The sequence below is a fragment of the Bradyrhizobium sp. ISRA430 genome (assembly GCF_029909975.1).
GTDB lineage: Bacteria > Pseudomonadota > Alphaproteobacteria > Rhizobiales > Xanthobacteraceae > Bradyrhizobium.
The window spans coordinates 1,746,342-1,764,909 of record NZ_CP094516.1 but is presented as its reverse complement, the minus strand read 5'-3'; the positions used below and the strand labels follow the sequence as shown (position 1 = coordinate 1,764,909).

The window sequence follows — 18,568 nt, the reverse complement described above, 5'->3', positions numbered from 1 at the left end:
CGCCTCGATCGACCATCCGAAGGACAGTTTAGAACGCTTACAAACTCCAGTTTAGAACGGTTTCAAACTGGAATTTAGGATCGTTTTGATCTGGACCGATTCAAAAGTGTCACTGCCGTGATCGCGTTGACCCAGTTTGCCTCGCTCGATACCTACGCCGCGTCGCGTTGTCGCAATGCGACCAATCGTCGTCTTAAGGTGGGTCGTGAAATGGGCAGTGTTCGGATTCCGCGGTCGTTGCGTTCGGCTGCGGCGAGAAGTTCTTTTGACAACAGTTTCGATGCCGCAGCGGGCAAGACGGTATCTGCCGTTGCAAGCCTAATTGCCGTCGCGTCGGTTTCGAGCGGCGCGCAGGCGCAGCAGTCGAATCTGCCCCCGGTGACGGTCGATGCGCCCAAGGAGCGTCCGCGTCCGGCAGCGGCAAAGCCGTCGCCCGAACAGGTCCGCGCCCGTAACGCGCTGCGGCGTGCGGCTCAGCGTCAGCAGGCGGCGCAGGCGCCTTCCGCAAATGCTGTTGCGCCGGATGCTGATCCATACGCGAATCCGGCGGCGCCCTACATGGCCACCCGCGTGCAGGCGTCGGGTAAATTTCCTGAGCCGATCCTGAACACACCGAAATCGATCACAGTGCTCACAAAGGATGTCCTGGAGGACAAGAACGCCACGACGCTGAAGCAGGCGATTCTCAGCACGGCCGGCGTGACGCTGGGCACGGGCGAGGGCGGCAACGCCTTCGGTGATCGCTTCTTTATCCGCGGCTTCGACGCCCGCAATGACATCTTCATCGACGGCGTTCGCGATTCCGGCGTCAGCGTGCGCGAGAATTTCTTCACCGAGCAGGTCGAGATTCTGCGCGGTCCGGCGTCGTCCTTCGCCGGTCGCGGCACCGCCGGCGGCGCGATCAACATCGTCACCAAGCAGGCGACGACGGCAGGCAACTTCTACAACATGGACACCACGTTTGGCACCGACATGACCAAGCGCGTGGTGCTCGATGTCAACCAGGTGATCAATCCGACCTGGGCGGTGCGCGCCGGCGGCCTCTTTCAGGACGCGGGCGTCGCCGGGCGCGACTATGTGAAAGACAATCGCGACGGCGCATTTGTCGCCACCACCTGGAAGCCGGTGGATGCAGTCAAGATCACCGCCGGCTACATCCATACCGAACTGACGGGCTTCCCGGATTTCGGCGTGCCCTACTACCGGCCGAGCACTGCCAGCACTGCTGGCGGCCCGTTCCCGGACTTCGGCTCGAACCGGAACAACTGGTATGGCTTCGTCAACCGCGACTTCTATCGGACCGGCCAGGATATCGGCTCGCTCAATGCCGAAGTGCAGGTCACGCCGGACCTGCTGATCACCAACAGGTTCCGCGATTCTCACTCCACGCAAAACTACATCGGCACGCTGCCGGAAGCCCCGGTGATTGCGAATCCGCTTTCGGCGTCGACGCTGACGGCTAATCCGCAGAGCCGCTATCAGGTCACGGATGTGATCGCCAACCAGACCGAGGCGACCTACAAGTTCAACGACGGCGCCGGCTTCAAGCACACGGCGCTGGCTGGGTTCGAGTATGACCATGAAAGATCGTCGATCGACAAATATCTTGGTCTGAGCTCGGAGGCGCTCCCCGGCGGTTTCAGCGGCAGCGGATCGCTGTCGGGCGTTAGCGTATTCAATCCGCAATTCACGAACTTGCCCTTCGGGATACCCTCGGGCCTGTCCGGATTGCCGACCAAGATCACCATCGACACCAAGAGTGTCTATGCCCTCGATACCGCCAATTATAACGATCTCCTGATCCTCAACGGCGGTGTCCGCTACGACGACTACAACATCAAGACCAGCGGCTATGGCACGGTCAATGGTGTGTCCGGCGTCTTCGGTCAGCAACAGCAAGAGTACGGCATGCCGAACTTCAATCTCGGTGTGACCCTCAAGCCTTTGCCGAACGGTAGCGTCTACGCCGCCTATGCGACGTCCTCCAATCCAGTCGGCGCGGAGTTTGACGGCACGAGCGTCCAGTATGGTGGCCTTGCGCCTGTCCTCAACGGCAATCCGAGCCAGATATTCGGGCCGGAGAGGAACAAGGCGATTGAGCTTGGTACCAAGTGGGAGCTGTTTGACCGCCACCTTTTGTTGACGGCTGCTCTGTTCCAAACGGAAAAGGAGAACGCGCGAGAATCGCGCAACATCACAGCCGCAACTGCGACTGCAGCGTGCCCTTACCCTGCTGGTACAACGGGGACCGTTTCCTGCATCACCGCGGGCGCGGCCTACCGCATCCGCGGTATCGACCTCGAATTGGGCGGCAAGATCACTGACAAGTGGAGCGTCTTTGGCGGCCTCGTCTTGATGCAGTCGGAGGTGACCAAATCATTGATTCCTCCGGCCAACACGACTCTCTACACTACGAACGTTGGCCTGCCTCTCGCGAACGTGGCGCACCAATCTTTCAGCCTGCTCAGTAAATATCAGCTTACGGATGTCTGGGAGCTTGGTGGCCAGGCGGTGTACCGCTCGAAAATCTATGGCGGCACATTCCTCGCGGCCAACCAGGGCACGTCGATCCCGAGCTATTGGCGCTTCGACGTGTTCGCGGAAGCCAAGATCAACAAGAACTGGCAGGTCAAGCTGTTCGTGAACAACATCTTCGACAAGCGCTACTACGACGCGCTGTACCAGAGCGCTGCGCCGTTCGTGCTGGAAGCACCGGGGCGCGCCGCCTACGTGGTGCTCTCGGCGCGCTACTGATGGAGTAACAACGAGGTGCCATGCTGACATGCATAGAGGGCGTCCTGAGCAAGGATGATGTGGCGGACTTCCGCCGCATCATGGACGCCAGCGAATGGGAAGACGGCCGTTCCACCGCGGGCGCGCAGTCGGCGATGGTCAAGCGCAACGAACAGTTGCCGCCGGACGGCGAGGTCGCGCGCAAGCTCGGCAACCGCATCATCTCGGCGCTGACCTCGCACCCGCGGTTCCTCGCCGCGGCGATCCCGCTGCAGATCTTCCCGCCGCTGTTCAACCGCTATGCGGCGAGCAGCGGCCACCATTTCGGCCTGCACGTCGACAACGCCATCCGCGGCGACCGCCTGACCGGCCTTCGCATCCGCACCGACCTGTCGGTCACGCTGTTCCTGGCCGAACCGGAGGAGTATGACGGTGGCGAACTTGTGATCGAGGACACCTATGGCTCGCATGAAGTCAAGTTGCCGGCCGGCGACTGCGTGTTGTATCCCTCGACCAGCCTGCACCTCGTCACGCCGGTGACCCGGGGGGCCCGGGTTGCGTCTTTCTTCTGGCTTCAGAGCATGATACGGGATGATCACGCCCGCAGCATGATCTTTGACCTCGAAACCGCCATTCAGGCGCTGGTGGAACGACTCGGGCGCGACGATCCCGAAACGGTCAAATTGACGGGCATCTATCACAATCTCATTCGCTACTGGGCCGAAGTATGAAGACCTCATCTCTCCAAGCAAGCCTTGCCGCAGCCGTGCTGATGGCGGCGACGTGGCTCGCGTCCCCTGTTTCTGCCCAGCAACAAGCCCAGCCGGCGGCGCCGGCACCAGCGACGGCCCCGCAGCCCGCCGCTGGCCCGGCTCCCACGGCACCGCAGCCGAGCGCGGTTGCGCCGGCAGTGCCCCCGACGGCTGCACCCGCTGCCCCGATGCCTGCTGCCTCGACTCCTGCGGCCGCCACGCCTGCCGCGTCCCCAGCGGATGCACCGGCGGCCCCGGCGCCCGAGGCGGCCTCGGCCGATCCCGGCAGCCGGACGCTGAAATCGACCGCGCCCGCCATGAAGGAATTGTCACCCTGGGTGATGTTCATGTCGGCGGACGTCATCGTGAAGGCGGTGATGATCGGGCTCGCCTTCGCCTCGCTGGTGACCTGGACCGTCTTCATCGCCAAGTCGATCGAGCTGTCGGTCGCCTCAAGCAAGCTTCGTTCGGCGCTGAAGAAGGTAGCGGAGGCGCGTTCGCTGGCTGAAGCGCAGATGGCGCTCGGCACCAAGCAGGGGATCCTGCCGTCGTTCCTGGCGGCAGCGCTACGCGAGGCGCGGATGTCGGCCGGCCTTTCGAGCGATGCCGGCATCAAGGAGCGTGCGGCCTCGAGCTTCGCCGAGATCGTGCGCGCGGAGCAGCGGCGCATCCGCATCGGCATGGGCGTGCTGGCGACCATCGGCTCCACGTCGCCCTTCGTCGGCCTGTTCGGCACGGTCTGGGGCATCATGAACAGCTTCATCGGCATCTCGAAGTCGCAGACGACCAACCTTGCCGTCGTTGCGCCCGGCATCGCCGAAGCGCTGCTGGCGACCGCGATTGGCCTCGTCGCCGCGATCCCGGCGGTCATCATCTACAACCACTTCTCGCGCGTGACGAAGAGTTATCTCGAGCTGGTCAGCCGCGCCTCCGGCGTATCGGGCCGTCTGCTCTCGCGCGATCTCGATCGCACCCACGGCACCATGCATTCGCGCGCGGCGGAGTGAGCAATGGGCGCCTCGATCGCAGACAATGATCTCGATGACGATGCGGACTTCTCCGAGACGCATGACATCAACGTCACGCCGTTCATCGACGTGATGCTGGTGCTGCTGATCATCTTCATGGTCGCGGCACCGCTGTCGACGGTCGATCTCCCGATCGATCTGCCGACGTCGACCTCGACGCCGCAGAAGAAGCCGGACAAGCCGACCTACGTCACCATCAAGCCCGATCTTTCCATCGCGATCGGCGAGACCTTCGTGAAGCGGGTCGATCTGGTCAGCGCGCTCGATGCCACGCCCGACATGAGCAAGGACAAATACATCTTCCTGCGCTCCGATCGTGCGGTGCCGTATGGCGAGCTGATGGACGTGCTGGAGTTCCTGAACAAGGGGGGCTATTCCAGGATCAAGCTGGTGGCACTGGAAGGCGTTCCGGGGGCGACCGCACCACAGGGTGCGCCGGCCGAGCCGAAGCCGTGACGAAGGCCTGAAGCCGATGTCCGATCTTGAGCAGAAGTCGCCCCGAACGTTGTGGATCGTTGCCGCGGTGGTCGCGCTTGGGCTCCATCTCGGCGGCGCGGCGCTCGCGCTCGCAAATCTGCGGACGGACGACCCCGACGTCATCGCGGACCCGCAAGGGATCGAGGTCGGGCTCGAGGCGATGTCCCCCAAGGGCGAGCCCAGCGAGCTGCCGCCGGGCCCGGATTCGAACGAGTCGGTCGCGTCGCCTGAATTGACGGAGCAGAAGGCGGAGCTCAAGGAGAGCAGCCTTCCGAAGGATACTCCAACCCAGGCTGAAGAGGCCGACCGGGCCGTGACGCCGAACGAGACCAAGAAGCCGACCGAGGAGGAAACGAAGGAGGCCGTCGTTCCCACCAACGCCTCGACGCCTTCGCCTGCCGCCGAAGCCACTGCGATGCCGACGTCCAACGCCGAGAAGAAGAGCGATCGCTCGGTCCGCATTCGTCAGGGCTGGGAAAAGGACCTCGTCGCGCATCTCGACCGGCACAAGCGCTATCCGAAGGGTTTGTTCAAATCGGTTGAGCTCTCGGTTCGCATGACGCTGGACCGGCTCGGGCACGTGGTCTCGGTTGTCATCGAGAAGGGCTCGGGCGACCCGATATTTGACGACGCGGCGATCGGAATGGTCAAACGGTCGGATCCCGTGCCGCAGCCGCCACCGCTGGTCGCGGACGAGGGGCTGACATTCGTCCTGCCGGTGATCTTCAGGAAGAACGAGAAGACTGCGGGAAAGAGCTAAGGGCTGCGGCGGGCGGCCCTAGTCTCAGCGCCAGTAATACCGGATCGCGACGTAGACAACGATCAGACAGGCGAAGATCAGGGCGACCGGAAGCGGCCGCTTCTGGGTTCCACTGTATGCAGCCGCCCCGAACGGAGCGGTCTTCTTCGGCTTCGGGGCGGGACGCCGGAACACGGTCACATTGTCGCTGACAGGCGGGGCTGCACGCGGGGGCACTTCCGGTGCGGTTCCCGCGCCTCCCATCTCGGCGTAATAGGCCTTGTAGACCGCGGCGATGGTGGTTTCGGTCGCCTCCGCCTCGCTCATCTGCTCCAAGAGGTCCTTGTAGCTGGCGAGAAAGCCCTGCGCGTCCGGGGGCAGGGCCGACAACCCGTTGAGCTTGGCCATCATCTTCCAGGTCGCAAAATCGGCGCGGGCGCGGGTATCGGCTCGTCGCGCGATCAGCATGTCGGCAGCTTTGACCAAGTTGGCCTCTAGCCCTTCGGCTCGTCTTCAGGTGTGTAATTCAACTACGCATTGCCGGTCAGCAAGAGAACAGCCTGAATCACATAACCGGTCAACGTTCCCAGTATTGCTGAAATAACATCAAGATTTAGACCGAACTGCGAACCTGCCAGCGGTAGCAGGATCAGCAGTCCGATCAGGATCAGCATGCCGAATGGTTCGAGCCGCGCCAGCGGCAGGGCGAGCGGACGCGGCAACAGCCCGACCGCGACCCGTCCACCATCGAGCGGCGGGATCGGCATCATGTTGAACACCGCCAGCACTACGTTGATCACGAGTGCGTTCTTGAGGTTGTCGACCACCCATTTCGCCGAACTGGCCGGCACCCAGGGCAGGGCATGGAACGCGAGGGCCGCCGCGAGCGCCAGCAGGATGTTGGTGACGGGACCCGCGAGCGCCACCCAGACCATGTCGAGCCTTGGATTGTTGAGCTTGCGGAAATTCACCGGCACCGGCCTGGCATAGCCGAACAGGAACGGCGAGTGGGCAAACAGCAGCATCGCCGGCAGGATCAGGGTGCCGAACGGGTCGATATGCCGGAGCGGATTGAAGCTGACGCGGCCGAGTTTCCAGGCCGTGTCGTCGCCGAGACGGTGCGCTACGAAGCCGTGTGCCGCCTCGTGGAAGGTGATGGCGATCACCAGCGGCAGCACCCAGACCGAAAGGTCATAGAAGGAGATGTTCACGGCTCGTCCGTCCTGGTTGTGCCTCGCGGCCTTGCAGCCGATCCGGCCAATCCGGCGGTGCAGCGACGCTTCAGGTCAACATATGGGAGCCGATTCTGAAATGCTCCAGCACAAATGATCCGCCAAGAGCGCGCCTGAGCGCGAAAGGTTGCGCGCACGGTGAAGACGGATGTCCGCCGCAGGCAGCGGCGGCAAGCCATCACGCTCGCAGAGGCGCCGAAGGCGGGCAGGCAGGGTACCGGCCTTCACCACTGTCACCGCGAGGCCTTGGGCCGCGATCGCTTCCACCGCCGCAAGGGTTCGGCTGACAAAGGCAAGGCGCCAGGGCCGGCCGGCGGCATCGAGGGCCTCCGCGGCCCATTGGCGAAACAGGCATCCCGGCGGGTAGAGCGCAACGGGCAGCGGAACCTTCGCCTGGGCGGGATACGAGGCGGTGGCCGCCCAGACCGCCTGCTCGCGTCGCAGCAGCTCGCCGTCACCGCGGCCTTGCGGATGCATGGCAATGACGAGGTCGTAGGCCTCGCCGAGCCGGGCCGGCATCGTTGCGGTCAATCCGGTCTCGATCTCGACCCGGACTTGCGGATGGCTCTTGGCAAAGCTCGCCAGCAATGGCGGAATGACGATGGTGCCGTAATCATCCATCACGCCGAGGCGGACCACGCCGTCGATTTTGCGCGCGCGGACAGCGCCGACCGCCTCGGCATTGAGCGCGAGAATGCGGCGCGCATATCCGAGCAGCTCTTCACCGGCCGAGGTTGGTGCTACGCCCGCTCTCGTGCGGTGGAATAGTCTTGTGCCGAGCCGCTCTTCCAGGCGCCTGATCTGAACGCTCACGGCCGATTGGGTCCGGTTGAGCACCGCCGCGGCACGGGTGAACGAGCGATGCTCCGCGACGGCGAGAAAGGCCTTCAGAAGGTCGGGATCGAGATCGGGTGCGGTCATGACGAAACGTTATCCCAGCATGACGGAAATTCCATTCCCTGTTTCGGCGCTCCTCTTATGCTGTTTGCATAATCGCAAATGGGGAGGGACATGGGCGAGATCTCCGGCGTCCTGGCCGCCGTGCTGTCGAGTGCGCTGGGCGGCACCTCGATCGGCGCCACGCGCTATCTCGTGAGTAGCATCGACCCGCTTGCGATCGGCTCGTTCCGTTTCGGCATCGGCTTTCTGCTATTGTTGCCGTTGACGATCCTGCGCGGCGATCGCTGGCCGCAGCGAGCAGACTGGGCCGCCGCGGCCGCGCTCGGTGTTCTGTTCTTCGCCCTGTTTCCGATTCTGTTCAACGCATCGCTGATCTTCACGACCGCAGCGCGCGGGGCGCTCGCTTTGTCGACGCTTCCCCTGCTGACGCTGGCGATCGGCTCCGCGCTCGGCAGCGAAGCGCTGACATTGCGCAAATCTATCGGCGTCGTCGTTGCAACGCTGGGCGTTGCGATCGCGCTGCTCACCGACCTGACTTCGGCGCCATCAGGCGCCTGGCGTGGTGATCTGCTGATGGTCGCTGCCGCGCTGTGCATGGCGCTGTACGGTATCTGGTCGAAGCCGCTGATCCGGCGCTCCAGTCCGATCGCCTTCACGACGATGAGTATGGCAGCAGGCGCGGCCTGTCTCGTCGTGCTCTCCTATCTCCGCGGCAGTTTCGCGCCGGTCGCGGGCTTCGGCGCGCCGCAATGGCTGGCGGCCTTCTATCTCGGCGCCTTCGGTGCCGCGCTGACGTTCTATCTCTGGGCCTTCGCGCTCGAACGAACGACGCCGACGCGGGTGGCGATCTCGGTGACGGTCAATCCGATCACGGCATCGCTGGTCGGCGCTTACCTTCTGCACGAGCCGTTGCGCTGGAATCTGGCGGCCGGCATCGTTACGGTGTTTGCCGGGATCTGGATCGCCACGACAACGGGCGCGCGCATTCAGACTGCCGGCGCCTCCGCCTCAAACCGATCCTGATATTGCGCGATCAGGTCGGAATCGTCGTCGGATATTGCCGCAGGCCGTCGTCGAGCTTCAACCAGGCGATCTTTTCCGAGACCCAGATGTGCTCTGTCGGCGCAAAGGCGTTGCGATCGTCGAAGGTCGCCAGCGCCACGCCCGCGAGCGTACCGTTGCGCCGCCAGGCAAACAGGCGCGTGCCGCAACGTGTGCAGAACACGCGATCGATGTTCTCCGACGAGGCATAACGTCCCGTTTCGCCCTCGACCGTCAGCGCCTTCTGATCGAACTGCGCGCGGGCGAAGAAGGGCGAGCCCATCGCCTTCTGGCACTTGCGGCAGTGGCAGATCCGGACATTGAGCGGCTCGCCCTCCGCCTTGAACCGCACCGCGCCGCACAGGCATCCGCCTTCCCGTATCATGGCTTCCTCAATAGGTTGCTCGTCCGCCGGAGATGTCGAACACCGCACCGGTCGAGAAGGCGCAATCCTCCGACGACAGCCAGGCCACCATAGCGGCGAGCTCTTCCACCAGCACGAAGCGGCCCTTCGGGATCTTCGACAGCATGAAGTCGATATGCTGCTGCGTCATCTGGTCGAAGATCGCGGTTTTCGCCGCGGCCGGCGTCACTGCATTCACGAGGATGTCATGCGTGGCGAGCTCCTTGCCGAGCGATTTCGTCAGCGCGATCAGCCCGGCCTTGGAGGCCGAGTAGTGCGCCGCGTTCGGATTGCCTTCCTTGCCGGCGATCGACGCGATGTTCACGATCCGCCCGTATTTCTGCTTGAGCATGGTGGGGACGACCGCCTTGCAGCAGATGAAGGGGCCGTCGAGGTTGATGCGCAGCACCTTGCGCCATTCCTCCAGATCGGTCTCCCAGACGCTCTTGTTGACGCCGGCGATGCCGGCATTGTTGACGAGGATGTCGATCTTGCCGAACGCCGCAAGCGTGGCGTCGCGGGCGGTCTCGACGGCCGCGGTGTCGGTGACGTCGACCTTGAAGTCGCGCACGTCGCCGCCGATGGCCTTGGCCGTCTTCTCGGCGAGGCTCGAGTCGAAATCCCAGATCGCGACCTTTGCGCCTGAGGCGACAAAACGCTCGGCAATGGCGCGACCAAAGCCCTGCGCGCCGCCGGTGACGATGGCGACGCGGCCGTTCAGATCGATCTTGTTCATGCCGGCAGCCTTTGATCCTGACGTCAGAGCATGTAGCCGCCGTCGACGACGAGGTCGACGCCGGTGGTGAACGCGCTTTCGTCACTGCCGAGATAGACCGCCATGGCCGCGATCTCCTCGGCCGTGCCGAGCCGGCCCATCTTCTGGCGGGCGATGAACATCTCCTTGCCCTGCGGGCCCTGAGCGGCGGCGCGGTCGAGCATCGAGGGGGTCTCGACGGTGCCGGGGCAGATGCTGTTGCAGCGTATGCCTTGGGTGATGAAGTCGAGCGCAACCGCGCGCGTCAGCAACGATACCGCCGCCTTGGACGCACTGTAGACATAGCGGTTGGCAGGCGGCCGCAACGCCGCGCAGGACGAGATGTTGACGATGCTGCCGCCGCCGCCCGCCAGCATCGCCGGCAGGAACGCCTTGATGGTCCGGTGCATGGATTTGACGTTGAGGTCGAACGAGAAGTCCCAGTCCTCTTCCGAACAGTCCAGAATGGTGCCGTGGTGCACGAAGCCCGCCGCATTGAGCAGGATATCGACCTTGCCGACCCGCTTGGCGAAGGCGTTGACATCGGCGGTGTTGCGAACGTCGAGCTTTGCCGTCTCGGCGATTCCTTCCTTGCCAAGCGTGGCGATGCCGCTTTCGTTGATGTCGGTGGCGATCACGGTTGCGCCTTCACGCGCAAATGCGATCGCGCATGCACGTCCGATGCCCGCGGCTGCGGCGGTGACAACGGCGCGTTTTCCCTTGAGGCGGTCTGCCATTTTCTTATTCTCCTCACCTTGAATTGCTTTGCTGCGTCGTCATTGCGAGCGAAGCGAAGCAATCCAGAATCTCATCGCGGAGACAGTCTGGATTGCTCCGTCGCGTCGCTCCTCGCAATGACGAGTGACTAGTGATTATCCCGCGCAACGCCGAACGCGCCGGCGACGTTCTGATAGCGCGTGGCGAGCTCCATGCAGGCGCCGGTCGACTGCTGGCCGACGGTGTTGCGATAGATCTCCTGCCACGGCGTCTGGTTCGGCGGATGCTTGAAGCCGCCATTCGCCTTCAGCTCGGCGTGGCGCTTCTTCAGCTCGTCATCGGAGATCAGGATGTTGGCGCTGCCCTTGTTGAGATCGATGCGCACCTTGTCGCCGGTCTTGAGGATCGCGAGCCCGCCATTGGCGGCGGCCTCCGGCGAGGCATTGAGGATCGACGGCGAACCGGACGTGCCGGATTGCCGGCCGTCGCCGATGCAGGGCAGGGACAGGATGCCGCGTTTGATCAGTGCCGCCGGCGGCTGCATGTTCACGACCTCGGCGCCGCCGGGGTAACCGATCGGACCGGTACCGCGGATGAACAGCACGCAGCGCTCGTCGATGTCGAGGGAGGGATCGTCGATCCGCTCGTGATAGTCCTCCGGCCCCTCGAACACGATGGCGCGGCCCTCGAAGGCGTTGAGGTCCTTCGGGTTGCTGAGATAGCGGTCGCGAAACTCCTTGGAGATCACGCTGGTCTTCATGATGGCTGAATCGAAGAGGTTGCCCTTCAGCACCAGGAAGCCCGCGTCCTTCACCAGCGGCTTGTCGTAATTCCAGATCACGTCGTTGTCGGGCTTCGGCGCATTGGCGCAGTTTTCGCCGATGCCGCGGCCGTTGACCGTGATCGCGTCCTCGTGGATGCGCTTGTGCTGCATCAATTCGCGCACCACGGCGGGCACGCCGCCGGCGCGGTGAAATTCCTCGCCGAGATAGAAGCCGGCCGGCTGCATGTTGACGAGCAGCGGCACGTCGTGACCGAACTTCTGCCAGTCGTCGATCGACAGCTCCACGCCGATGTGGCGGGCGAGGGCGTTGATGTGGATCGGCGCGTTGGTCGAGCCGCCGATCGCCGAATTGATCACGATGCAGTTCTCGAACGCCTTGCGGGTCAGGATGTCCGAGGGCTTCAGATCCTCCCAGACCATCTCGACGATGCGCTTGCCCGTCTCGTAGGCGATCTGGCCGCGCTCGCGATAGGGCGCCGGGATCGCCGCGCAGCCCGGCAGCGAGAAGCCGAGCGCTTCGGCCAGCGAGTTCATGGTCGAAGCGGTGCCCATGGTGTTGCAGTGGCCGACCGAGGGCGCCGAGGAGGCCACGATCTCCATGAACTCCTCATAGTCGATCTCGCCGGCGGCAAGCCGCTCGCGCGACTTCCAGACGATGGTGCCGGAGCCGGTGCGCTCGCCGTCATGCCAGCCGTTGAGCATCGGGCCGCCCGACAGCACGATCGCGGGCAGGTTCACGGTAGCGGCAGCCATCATGCAGGCCGGCGTGGTCTTGTCGCAGCCGGTGGTGAGCACCACGCCGTCGAGCGGGTAGCCGTACAGGATTTCGACCAGGCCGAGATAGGCGAGGTTGCGATCGAGCGCCGCGGTGGGGCGCTTGCCGGTCTCCTGGATCGGATGGGTCGGGAATTCCATGGCGATACCGCCGGCCTCACGGATGCCTTCGCGGACGCGATGGGCGAGCTCGATATGGTGGCGGTTGCAGGGGGAGAGGTCGTTGCCGGTCTGGGCGATGCCGATGATCGGCTTGCCGGACTGCAGCTCGGCGCGGGTGAGTCCGTAATTGAGGTAGCGCTCCATATAGAGCGCGGTCATGCCCGGATTATGCGGGTTGTTGAACCATTCCTGGGAGCGAAGGTGCCGGCGACTGCCGTTGCTGGCGGGCACGTGCCCGTTGGTTGGTTTTTTTGTCATTGGTCTCTCCTGCAATGCAAACGCACTGGCGTCGGTCTTACGGTGTCGGCTTGTGCGATGCCCAACGGCGCGAACGATCGATCGTTGCCCCGCTGGCGGGTCGTTTCCTCACAAGTGCGATACTAGTCATGGGTGCTTGGTAACGCTATCATTTTGTTCGATCCACCACCAATTCGGATACTATCGGCTGGCTCTCTGCGCGCTGTGCGAGCGAGCTCTGCCGTTCGACGACCTTGAAGCCGAGATCCAGCACCGGCTCCTCCGGACGTCGTCCTTCGATCGCGTCGATCAGCATCGTGGCGGCGGCGCGACCCATCTCGTAGCGGTTGGTGCGCACGCTGGTCAGGGTGGGGACCGCACTTGCCATGAATTCGAGATCGTTGAAGCCGACAATCGCGATCTGCTCGGGCACAACGATCTCCCGCCGCCGGCACTCGAAGAGTACGCCGAGCGCAAGGTCGTCGTTGGCACAGAACACCGCATCAATATCAGGCTCTCGCCCGAGGAGGTCGGCAAACAGGGCTCCGCCGAGCGTCACCGAGGTCGGTGTGGCGGTCGTGACGACGAGACGCTGCTCGAACAGCGCAGTCTCCTTCATGGCCGAGACATAGCCGTCCAGCCGCCGTTGCACCCGCGGGTCCATTCGCGCGCCGACGAAGCCAATCCGGCGGCAACCCTGCGCGAACAGGTGCGCAACCGCTGCGCGCGCCGCATCGTAGTGCGAAAAGCCGATCATCATGTCGACGGGACTGGGCCCGATCTCCATGATCTGAACGATCGGGCAGTCGGCCGCCTCCAGCATCGCCCGCGATTCCGCGGTCTGGTCGATCCCGGTCACGATCAGTCCGGCCGGCTTCTGTGCGAGAAAAAGCCGCAACAACCTTTCCTCCTGGAGGATGCTGTAGCGGGTGTTGGAGAGCTGGATCGAATAGCGGCTGCCTTCGGAGGCATCATAGATGCCGCGCAGCACGTCAGAGAACACGTTATTGGTGAGCGAGGGGATCAGCACACCGATCACTTCGGTACGCTGCGAGGCCAGCGCGCGGGCAGCGAGGTTCGGCACATAGCCGAGCTCCTTGGCGGCGCTTTCGACCCGGGCCCGCTTGGCAACCGACAGCGCCTCGGGGTTGCGGAAAAAGCGGGACGCCGTGATCGGGCTGACGCCGGCAAGCTCGGCGACTTCCGCCAACCGGATTTTGCCTGACTTGGTGCGTTTTCGACCCATTTGTTGCTCTTAGCACAGGCACTCCCGCAAACAAAGGAACGTTGACAGCGCTACCAGCAAAGACTAACCAAAGACGAAATTGCCAAAACCGCACAAACTGCTGACAATGTCGCCCGTTAAGTTCGGGCTTCGGTTGGTGAAGTCTGAAAGAACAAGACGGTCGCGGCGCAAGAGGCGTCGTGGACTCGTGAGGAGGGAGCTAGATGTCATCTGTGCAAATCCGCGACGTGCGGAAATCGTTCGGCAATTTTGAAGTCCTGCACGGCGTGACGATTCCGATCGAGGACGGTCAGTTCGTCGTCCTGGTTGGCCCCTCCGGCTGCGGCAAGTCGACGCTTCTGCGCATGCTCGCCGGTCTCGAGAACATCACCTCGGGCACGATCTCGATCGGCGATCGCGTCGTCAACAATGTCCAGCCCAAGGAGCGGGACATTGCGATGGTGTTCCAGAACTACGCGCTCTATCCGCACATGACGGTTGCGGACAATATGGGCTTCTCGCTGAAGCTGCGCGGTGCGAGCTCCGACGAGATCAACAAGCGCGTCAAGCGCGCCGCCGAGATTCTCGCTTTGTCGCCGCTGCTCGAGCGCTATCCACGGCAGCTCTCTGGCGGCCAGCGCCAGCGCGTCGCCATGGGCCGCGCCATCGTCCGCGACCCGCAGGTGTTCCTGTTCGACGAGCCGCTGTCGAACCTCGATGCCAAGCTGCGCGTCGCCATGCGCACCGAGATCAAGGAGCTGCACCAGCGGCTCAAGACGACCACCGTCTACGTCACCCACGACCAGATCGAGGCCATGACCATGGCCGACAAGATCGTCGTCATGCATGACGGCATCGTCGAGCAGATGGGCACGCCGCTCGAGCTCTACGACAAGCCGGACAACCAGTTCGTCGCGGGCTTCATCGGCTCCCCGGCGATGAACTTCCTCAAAGGTCATGTGCGCTCGAACGGCGTTGCGACCTTCGAGGGACCGAACGGTGTCAAGCTGCCGCTCAAGACCGCGCCGACGGCGTCCGACGGCCGCCCCGCGGTCTATGGCGTCCGGCCCGAGCACTTCACGATCGCCGACGACGGCGCGGAGGCCGAGATCATCGTGGTCGAGCCGACCGGCTCCGAAACGCAGGTGTTCGCCAAGGTTGGCGGCGAGCAGGTCGTCGCGGTGTTCCGTGAACGTCACCTGTTCAACCCGGGCGACAAGGTCCGGTTGAAGCCGGATCCGGGCCTGGTCCACTTGTTCGACGAGGCGACAGGAAAACGGCTGAACGCGTAGCGCAACACAATTACGCAAGACAATAAAAAGCATCACAGGGAGGACGACATGCAAGACTTTACCCGCCGGGCTCTGCTTCAAGGGGGAACGGCTTTGGCTGCCACCGGCATGCTGACCGGGCCGGCACTGTTCGAATTCGCCAAGGCCTGGGCGCAGAGCGCGCCTTGGAAGGCGGAGCCGGGCGCCAAGCTGACCGTGATGCGGTGGAAGCGGTTCGTGCCGCAGGAGGATGATGCGTTCAACGCAATGGTCGCGGCGTTCAAGGCTGCGACCGGCACCGAAATGAACGTGTTCAGCGAATCCTTCGAGGACGTGCAGCCGAAGGCCTCGGTTGCGGCCAATACCGGCTCCGGGCTCGATCTCGCCTGGGGCTTGCACACGCTGCCGCAGCTCTTCCCCACCAAAGTGCTGAAGATGAACGACGTCGCCGATTATCTCGGCAAGAAATATGGCGGCTGGACGGATGCGGCCGCCAAGACCTGCAAGCTCGGCAACGACTGGCTCGGCATTCCCGTCGCGACCAACGGCGGTTACATGACCTACCGGAAGTCGGCGACTGACAAGGCGGGCTTCAAGGAGTTCCCGACGGACTTCCCGGGCTTCCTCGAGATGTGCAAGGCGCTCAAGGCCAACAACACGCCGGCCGGCTTCGCTCTCGGGCATGCGTCGGGCGACGCGAATTCGTGGCTGCACTGGGTGCTCTGGGGGCACGGCGCGTACACGGTCGACCAGAACGACAAGATCGTCATCAATTCGCCGGAGACGGCGAAGGCACTGGAGTATTGCAAGGCGCTGTACGAGAGCTTCATTCCGGGCACGCCGTCCTGGAACGATTCCTCCAACAATAAGGCGTTCCTCGCCGGAGAGCTCTATTGCACGTCGAACGGCATCTCGATCTACGTGGCCGCCAAGACCGATGCGACCAAGAAGGAGCTTGCCGCGGACACCTATCATGCGCTCTGGCCGGTCGGGCCGATCGGCAAGCCGACCGAGTTGCAGCTTGCGCTGCCGATCCTCGCCTTCAACTTCACCAAATATCCGAACGCGGCGAAGGCCTTCATCGCCTTCATGCTGGAGAAGGAAAACTACGAGAAGTGGCTGGACGGCGCCCAAGGCTATCTGACGCAGACCTTGAACGCCTATGAGTCGGCGCCGATCTGGACTGCGGATCCCAAGAACACCGTGTTCTCGCAGGCCTCCAAGCGCACCCTGCCGGCGTCCGGCATCGGCACGGTCGGCGAAAAGGCGGCAACCGCGATCGCCGACTTCATCGTCGTCGACATGTTCGCCAACTATTGCACCGGCTCCAAGGATGCGAAGGGCGCGATGGCGGAAGCCGAGCGCCAGTTGAAGCGCATCTATCGCTAACGGTCACGGGGCGGGCGGCCGTCTTGGCCGCCCGCCCGTCAACACTTCGATCAGGGATATCGGGCATGGCTGATGTCGTCGTTCCCCGGGCCAAGCCTCAGATGAGCGAGGCCAGCGCCTGGGAACAGCTCAAGCACAATCGTAACTGGCTCGGCTTCTGGTTCATGCTGCCGGCGATGGCGTTCCTGATCTTCTTCCTGGCCTACCCGCTGGGGCTCGGGATCTGGCTGTCGTTCACCGACACCCGCATCGGGCGCGTCGGCCAATACATTGCAACCGAGAACTACGAGTGGTTGTGGGACGACGCGATCTTCTGGCTTTCGGTGTTCAACACGCTGCTCTACACCTTTCTCGCCAGCGCGTTCAAATTTGGCATCGGGCTCTATCTCGCGCTGCTCTTGAACGAGAACATGCCGTTCAAGGCGATGTTGCGCGCGATGGTCCTGATCCCCTTCATCGTGCCGACCGTGCTGTCGGCGCTGGCATTCTGGTGGATCTTCGATTCGCAATTCTCGATCATTTCCTGGTCGCTGAAGCATCTCGGACTGATCAGTCAGAACATCAACTTCCTGGGTGACACCACCTGGGCCAGGATTTGCGTGATCTTCGCCAATATCTGGCGCGGCGTGCCTTTCGTCGCCATCACGTTGCTCGCAGGACTACAGACTGTGTCCCCGTCGCTCTACGAAGCCGCAACCCTCGACGGCGCCTCGAGCTGGCAGAGATTCCGCTACATCACCTATCCGCTTCTCACCCCGATTATCGCCGTCGTCATGACCTTCTCGGTGCTGTTCACCTTCACCGATTTCCAGCTCATCTGGGCGATGACACGTGGCGGCCCGGTCAATGCGACGCATCTGATGGCAACCTTGTCCTACCAGCGCGCGATCATCGCGGGGCAGCTCGGGGAGGGTGCCGCGATCTCCAGCGCGATGATTCCCTTCTTGCTCGCGGCCATCATGATCTCATGGTTCGGCTTGCAGCGCCGCAAGTGGCAGCAGGGAGAGAGCAATGACTGACCTGCCCACCAGATCCATCGATCTCAAGAATGTGCTGTCGGGTTCGGCGCCTACGGCCGATCACAGCGAGGGTATGAGCTATCTGCAGTCGGTGCCGCGCCGGATCGTGACGCTCTATCTGCCGCTCACGATCATCGTCGTCATCCTGCTGTTTCCGTTCTACTGGATGGCGCTGACGTCGGTGAAGCCCGACGAGCAGCTCCTCGATATGGAAACCTACAGCCCGTTTTGGACCTGGAATCCGACCTTCAAGCACTTCCACAAGCTGCTGTTCGAGAGCTACTACCCGCACTGGCTCTGGAATACGATGTACGTGGCCGTCTGCGCCACGGTGCTTTCGATTTTTGCGAGCGTGCTGGCCGCCTACGCCATCGTGCGGTTGCGCTACAAGGGCGCCAATCTCGTCGGGGGACTGATCTTCCTCGCATATCTTGTACCGCCGTCGATCCTGTTCATTCCGCTCGCCACCGTCGTGTTCCAGTATGGGCTGTTCGACTCGCCCCTGGCGCTGATCCTGACCTATCCGACGATCCTGATCCCGTTCTCGACCTGGCTGTTGATGGGCTATTTCAAGACCATCCCCTTTGAGCTCGAGGAGTGCGCGCTGATCGACGGGGCGAGCCGCTGGCAGATCCTGATCAAGATCGTGCTGCCGCTCGCGGTGCCCGGGCTGATCTCGGCCTTCATCTTCTGCTTCACGCTGTGCTGGAACGAGTTCATCTACGCGCTGACCTTCCTGCAATCGACCAGCAACAAGACCGTGCCGGTCGCGATCGTCAACGAGTTCGTGGACGGTGACATCTATCGCTGGGGCTCGCTGATGGCGGGAGCCCTGGCCGGCTCGCTGCCGCTCGTCATCCTTTACGCCTTCTTCGTGGAGCATTATGTGTCGGCGATGACCGGCGCCGTGAAGGAGTGACCAGCGGGCCTG

General features: G+C 63.3%; 18 protein-coding genes. 10 read left to right on the top strand and 8 right to left on the bottom strand.

The genetic code is table 11. The features are described from left to right. The first annotated feature begins 210 nt into the window (after positions 1 to 210). From MTX21_RS09030 to MTX21_RS09010, 5 genes are read left to right on the top strand one after another with little or no spacing between them, the layout of a single operon-like run. Positions 211 to 2,754 (top strand): TonB-dependent receptor, encoded by a 2,544-nt coding sequence (locus MTX21_RS09030; RefSeq protein WP_280964453.1) that lies wholly within the window; start codon positions 211 to 213, stop codon positions 2,752 to 2,754. Positions 2,755 to 2,774: 20 nt separating this feature from the next. Then, positions 2,775 to 3,464 (top strand): Fe2+-dependent dioxygenase, encoded by a 690-nt coding sequence (locus MTX21_RS09025; RefSeq protein ID WP_280964452.1) that lies wholly within the window; start codon positions 2,775 to 2,777, stop codon positions 3,462 to 3,464. Further along, positions 3,461 to 4,492, top strand: a complete 1,032-nt coding sequence (exbB, locus tag MTX21_RS09020; protein ID WP_280964451.1) for a tonB-system energizer ExbB — start codon at positions 3,461 to 3,463, stop codon at positions 4,490 to 4,492. The genes MTX21_RS09025 and exbB overlap by 4 nt, the downstream gene beginning before the upstream one ends. Before the next feature lie 3 nt (positions 4,493 to 4,495). Continuing rightward, complete coding sequence (gene exbD / locus MTX21_RS09015) at positions 4,496 to 4,969, top strand: TonB system transport protein ExbD (RefSeq protein WP_280964450.1); 474 nt, start codon at positions 4,496 to 4,498, stop codon at positions 4,967 to 4,969. Positions 4,970 to 4,985: 16 nt separating this feature from the next. Then, a complete protein-coding gene (locus tag MTX21_RS09010) occupies positions 4,986 to 5,750 on the top strand; it encodes a TonB family protein (RefSeq protein WP_280964449.1) in 765 nt (254 codons plus the stop codon). A 24-nt stretch (positions 5,751 to 5,774) separates the two neighbouring features. On the opposite strand, the gene MTX21_RS09005 is transcribed toward MTX21_RS09010, so the two are convergent. The 3 genes from MTX21_RS09005 to MTX21_RS08995 form a co-directional block, all read right to left on the bottom strand. After that, positions 5,775 to 6,197: a hypothetical protein gene (locus tag MTX21_RS09005; protein ID WP_280971010.1), complete on the bottom strand. Its 423-nt coding sequence runs from the start codon at positions 6,195 to 6,197 to the stop codon at positions 5,775 to 5,777. Between the two features lie 62 nt (positions 6,198 to 6,259). After that, positions 6,260 to 6,940 (bottom strand): site-2 protease family protein, encoded by a 681-nt coding sequence (locus MTX21_RS09000; protein ID WP_280964448.1) that lies wholly within the window; start codon positions 6,938 to 6,940, stop codon positions 6,260 to 6,262. A 75-nt stretch (positions 6,941 to 7,015) separates the two neighbouring features. Further along, positions 7,016 to 7,882 carry a LysR family transcriptional regulator gene (locus MTX21_RS08995; protein ID WP_280964446.1) on the bottom strand — a complete coding sequence of 289 codons (867 nt, stop codon included), beginning with the start codon at positions 7,880 to 7,882 and terminating at the stop codon, positions 7,016 to 7,018. A gap of 90 nt (positions 7,883 to 7,972) precedes the next feature. Between MTX21_RS08995 and MTX21_RS08990 the strand changes: the two genes are divergently transcribed. Then, complete coding sequence (locus MTX21_RS08990; RefSeq protein ID WP_280964445.1) at positions 7,973 to 8,884, top strand: DMT family transporter; 912 nt, start codon at positions 7,973 to 7,975, stop codon at positions 8,882 to 8,884. 10 nt (positions 8,885 to 8,894) lie between these two features. On the opposite strand, the gene MTX21_RS08985 is transcribed toward MTX21_RS08990, so the two are convergent. From MTX21_RS08985 to MTX21_RS08965, 5 genes are all read right to left on the bottom strand, one after another. Beyond that, positions 8,895 to 9,287, bottom strand: a complete 393-nt coding sequence (locus MTX21_RS08985; protein ID WP_280964444.1) for a GFA family protein — start codon at positions 9,285 to 9,287, stop codon at positions 8,895 to 8,897. A gap of 7 nt (positions 9,288 to 9,294) precedes the next feature. Continuing rightward, on the bottom strand, positions 9,295 to 10,041 hold the full coding sequence (locus MTX21_RS08980; RefSeq protein WP_280964443.1) for an SDR family NAD(P)-dependent oxidoreductase: 747 nt from the start codon (positions 10,039 to 10,041) through the stop codon (positions 9,295 to 9,297). Positions 10,042 to 10,064: 23 nt separating this feature from the next. Then, positions 10,065 to 10,796, bottom strand: coding sequence for an SDR family oxidoreductase (locus MTX21_RS08975; protein WP_280964442.1), 732 nt, complete (start codon positions 10,794 to 10,796; stop codon positions 10,065 to 10,067). 128 nt (positions 10,797 to 10,924) lie between these two features. Then, positions 10,925 to 12,754, bottom strand: coding sequence for an IlvD/Edd family dehydratase (locus tag MTX21_RS08970; protein WP_280964441.1), 1,830 nt, complete (start codon positions 12,752 to 12,754; stop codon positions 10,925 to 10,927). Positions 12,755 to 12,902: 148 nt separating this feature from the next. Further along, complete coding sequence (locus MTX21_RS08965) at positions 12,903 to 13,979, bottom strand: LacI family DNA-binding transcriptional regulator (protein WP_280964440.1); 1,077 nt, start codon at positions 13,977 to 13,979, stop codon at positions 12,903 to 12,905. Between the two features lie 203 nt (positions 13,980 to 14,182). Between MTX21_RS08965 and ugpC the strand changes: the two genes are divergently transcribed. The 4 genes from ugpC to MTX21_RS08945 all read left to right on the top strand — a co-directional run bounded on the left by ugpC (position 14,183) and on the right by MTX21_RS08945 (position 18,556). Then, positions 14,183 to 15,250, top strand: a complete 1,068-nt coding sequence (ugpC, locus tag MTX21_RS08960) for a sn-glycerol-3-phosphate ABC transporter ATP-binding protein UgpC (protein WP_280964439.1) — start codon at positions 14,183 to 14,185, stop codon at positions 15,248 to 15,250. A gap of 48 nt (positions 15,251 to 15,298) precedes the next feature. After that, positions 15,299 to 16,618 carry an ABC transporter substrate-binding protein gene (locus tag MTX21_RS08955; RefSeq protein ID WP_280964438.1) on the top strand — a complete coding sequence of 440 codons (1,320 nt, stop codon included), beginning with the start codon at positions 15,299 to 15,301 and terminating at the stop codon, positions 16,616 to 16,618. A 65-nt stretch (positions 16,619 to 16,683) separates the two neighbouring features. Then, a complete protein-coding gene (locus tag MTX21_RS08950) occupies positions 16,684 to 17,637 on the top strand; it encodes a sugar ABC transporter permease (protein WP_280964437.1) in 954 nt (317 codons plus the stop codon). Next, positions 17,630 to 18,556, top strand: a complete 927-nt coding sequence (locus MTX21_RS08945; RefSeq protein WP_280964436.1) for a carbohydrate ABC transporter permease — start codon at positions 17,630 to 17,632, stop codon at positions 18,554 to 18,556. Before MTX21_RS08950 ends, MTX21_RS08945 begins: the two co-directional genes overlap by 8 nt. Positions 18,557 to 18,568: the final 12 nt, after the last annotated feature.

What these genes read in the sequence shown, in the direction of transcription:
- MTX21_RS09030 (WP_280964453.1), top strand. Translation starts at nt 211, where the DNA reads ATGGGCAGTGTTCGGATTCCGCGGTCGTTGCGTTCGGCTGCGGCGAGA.
- MTX21_RS09025 (WP_280964452.1), top strand. Translation starts at nt 2,775, where the DNA reads ATGCTGACATGCATAGAGGGCGTCCTGAGCAAGGATGATGTGGCGGAC.
- exbB (WP_280964451.1), top strand. Translation starts at nt 3,461, where the DNA reads ATGAAGACCTCATCTCTCCAAGCAAGCCTTGCCGCAGCCGTGCTGATG.
- exbD (WP_280964450.1), top strand. Translation starts at nt 4,496, where the DNA reads ATGGGCGCCTCGATCGCAGACAATGATCTCGATGACGATGCGGACTTC.
- MTX21_RS09010 (WP_280964449.1), top strand. Translation starts at nt 4,986, where the DNA reads ATGTCCGATCTTGAGCAGAAGTCGCCCCGAACGTTGTGGATCGTTGCC.
- MTX21_RS09005 (WP_280971010.1), bottom strand. Translation starts at nt 6,197, where the DNA reads ATGCTGATCGCGCGACGAGCCGATACCCGCGCCCGCGCCGATTTTGCG.
- MTX21_RS08995 (WP_280964446.1), bottom strand. Translation starts at nt 7,882, where the DNA reads ATGACCGCACCCGATCTCGATCCCGACCTTCTGAAGGCCTTTCTCGCC.
- MTX21_RS08990 (WP_280964445.1), top strand. Translation starts at nt 7,973, where the DNA reads ATGGGCGAGATCTCCGGCGTCCTGGCCGCCGTGCTGTCGAGTGCGCTG.
- MTX21_RS08985 (WP_280964444.1), bottom strand. Translation starts at nt 9,287, where the DNA reads ATGATACGGGAAGGCGGATGCCTGTGCGGCGCGGTGCGGTTCAAGGCG.
- MTX21_RS08980 (WP_280964443.1), bottom strand. Translation starts at nt 10,041, where the DNA reads ATGAACAAGATCGATCTGAACGGCCGCGTCGCCATCGTCACCGGCGGC.
- MTX21_RS08975 (WP_280964442.1), bottom strand. Translation starts at nt 10,796, where the DNA reads ATGGCAGACCGCCTCAAGGGAAAACGCGCCGTTGTCACCGCCGCAGCC.
- MTX21_RS08970 (WP_280964441.1), bottom strand. Translation starts at nt 12,754, where the DNA reads ATGACAAAAAAACCAACCAACGGGCACGTGCCCGCCAGCAACGGCAGT.
- MTX21_RS08965 (WP_280964440.1), bottom strand. Translation starts at nt 13,979, where the DNA reads ATGGGTCGAAAACGCACCAAGTCAGGCAAAATCCGGTTGGCGGAAGTC.
- ugpC (WP_280964439.1), top strand. Translation starts at nt 14,183, where the DNA reads ATGTCATCTGTGCAAATCCGCGACGTGCGGAAATCGTTCGGCAATTTT.
- MTX21_RS08955 (WP_280964438.1), top strand. Translation starts at nt 15,299, where the DNA reads ATGCAAGACTTTACCCGCCGGGCTCTGCTTCAAGGGGGAACGGCTTTG.
- MTX21_RS08950 (WP_280964437.1), top strand. Translation starts at nt 16,684, where the DNA reads ATGGCTGATGTCGTCGTTCCCCGGGCCAAGCCTCAGATGAGCGAGGCC.
- MTX21_RS08945 (WP_280964436.1), top strand. Translation starts at nt 17,630, where the DNA reads ATGACTGACCTGCCCACCAGATCCATCGATCTCAAGAATGTGCTGTCG.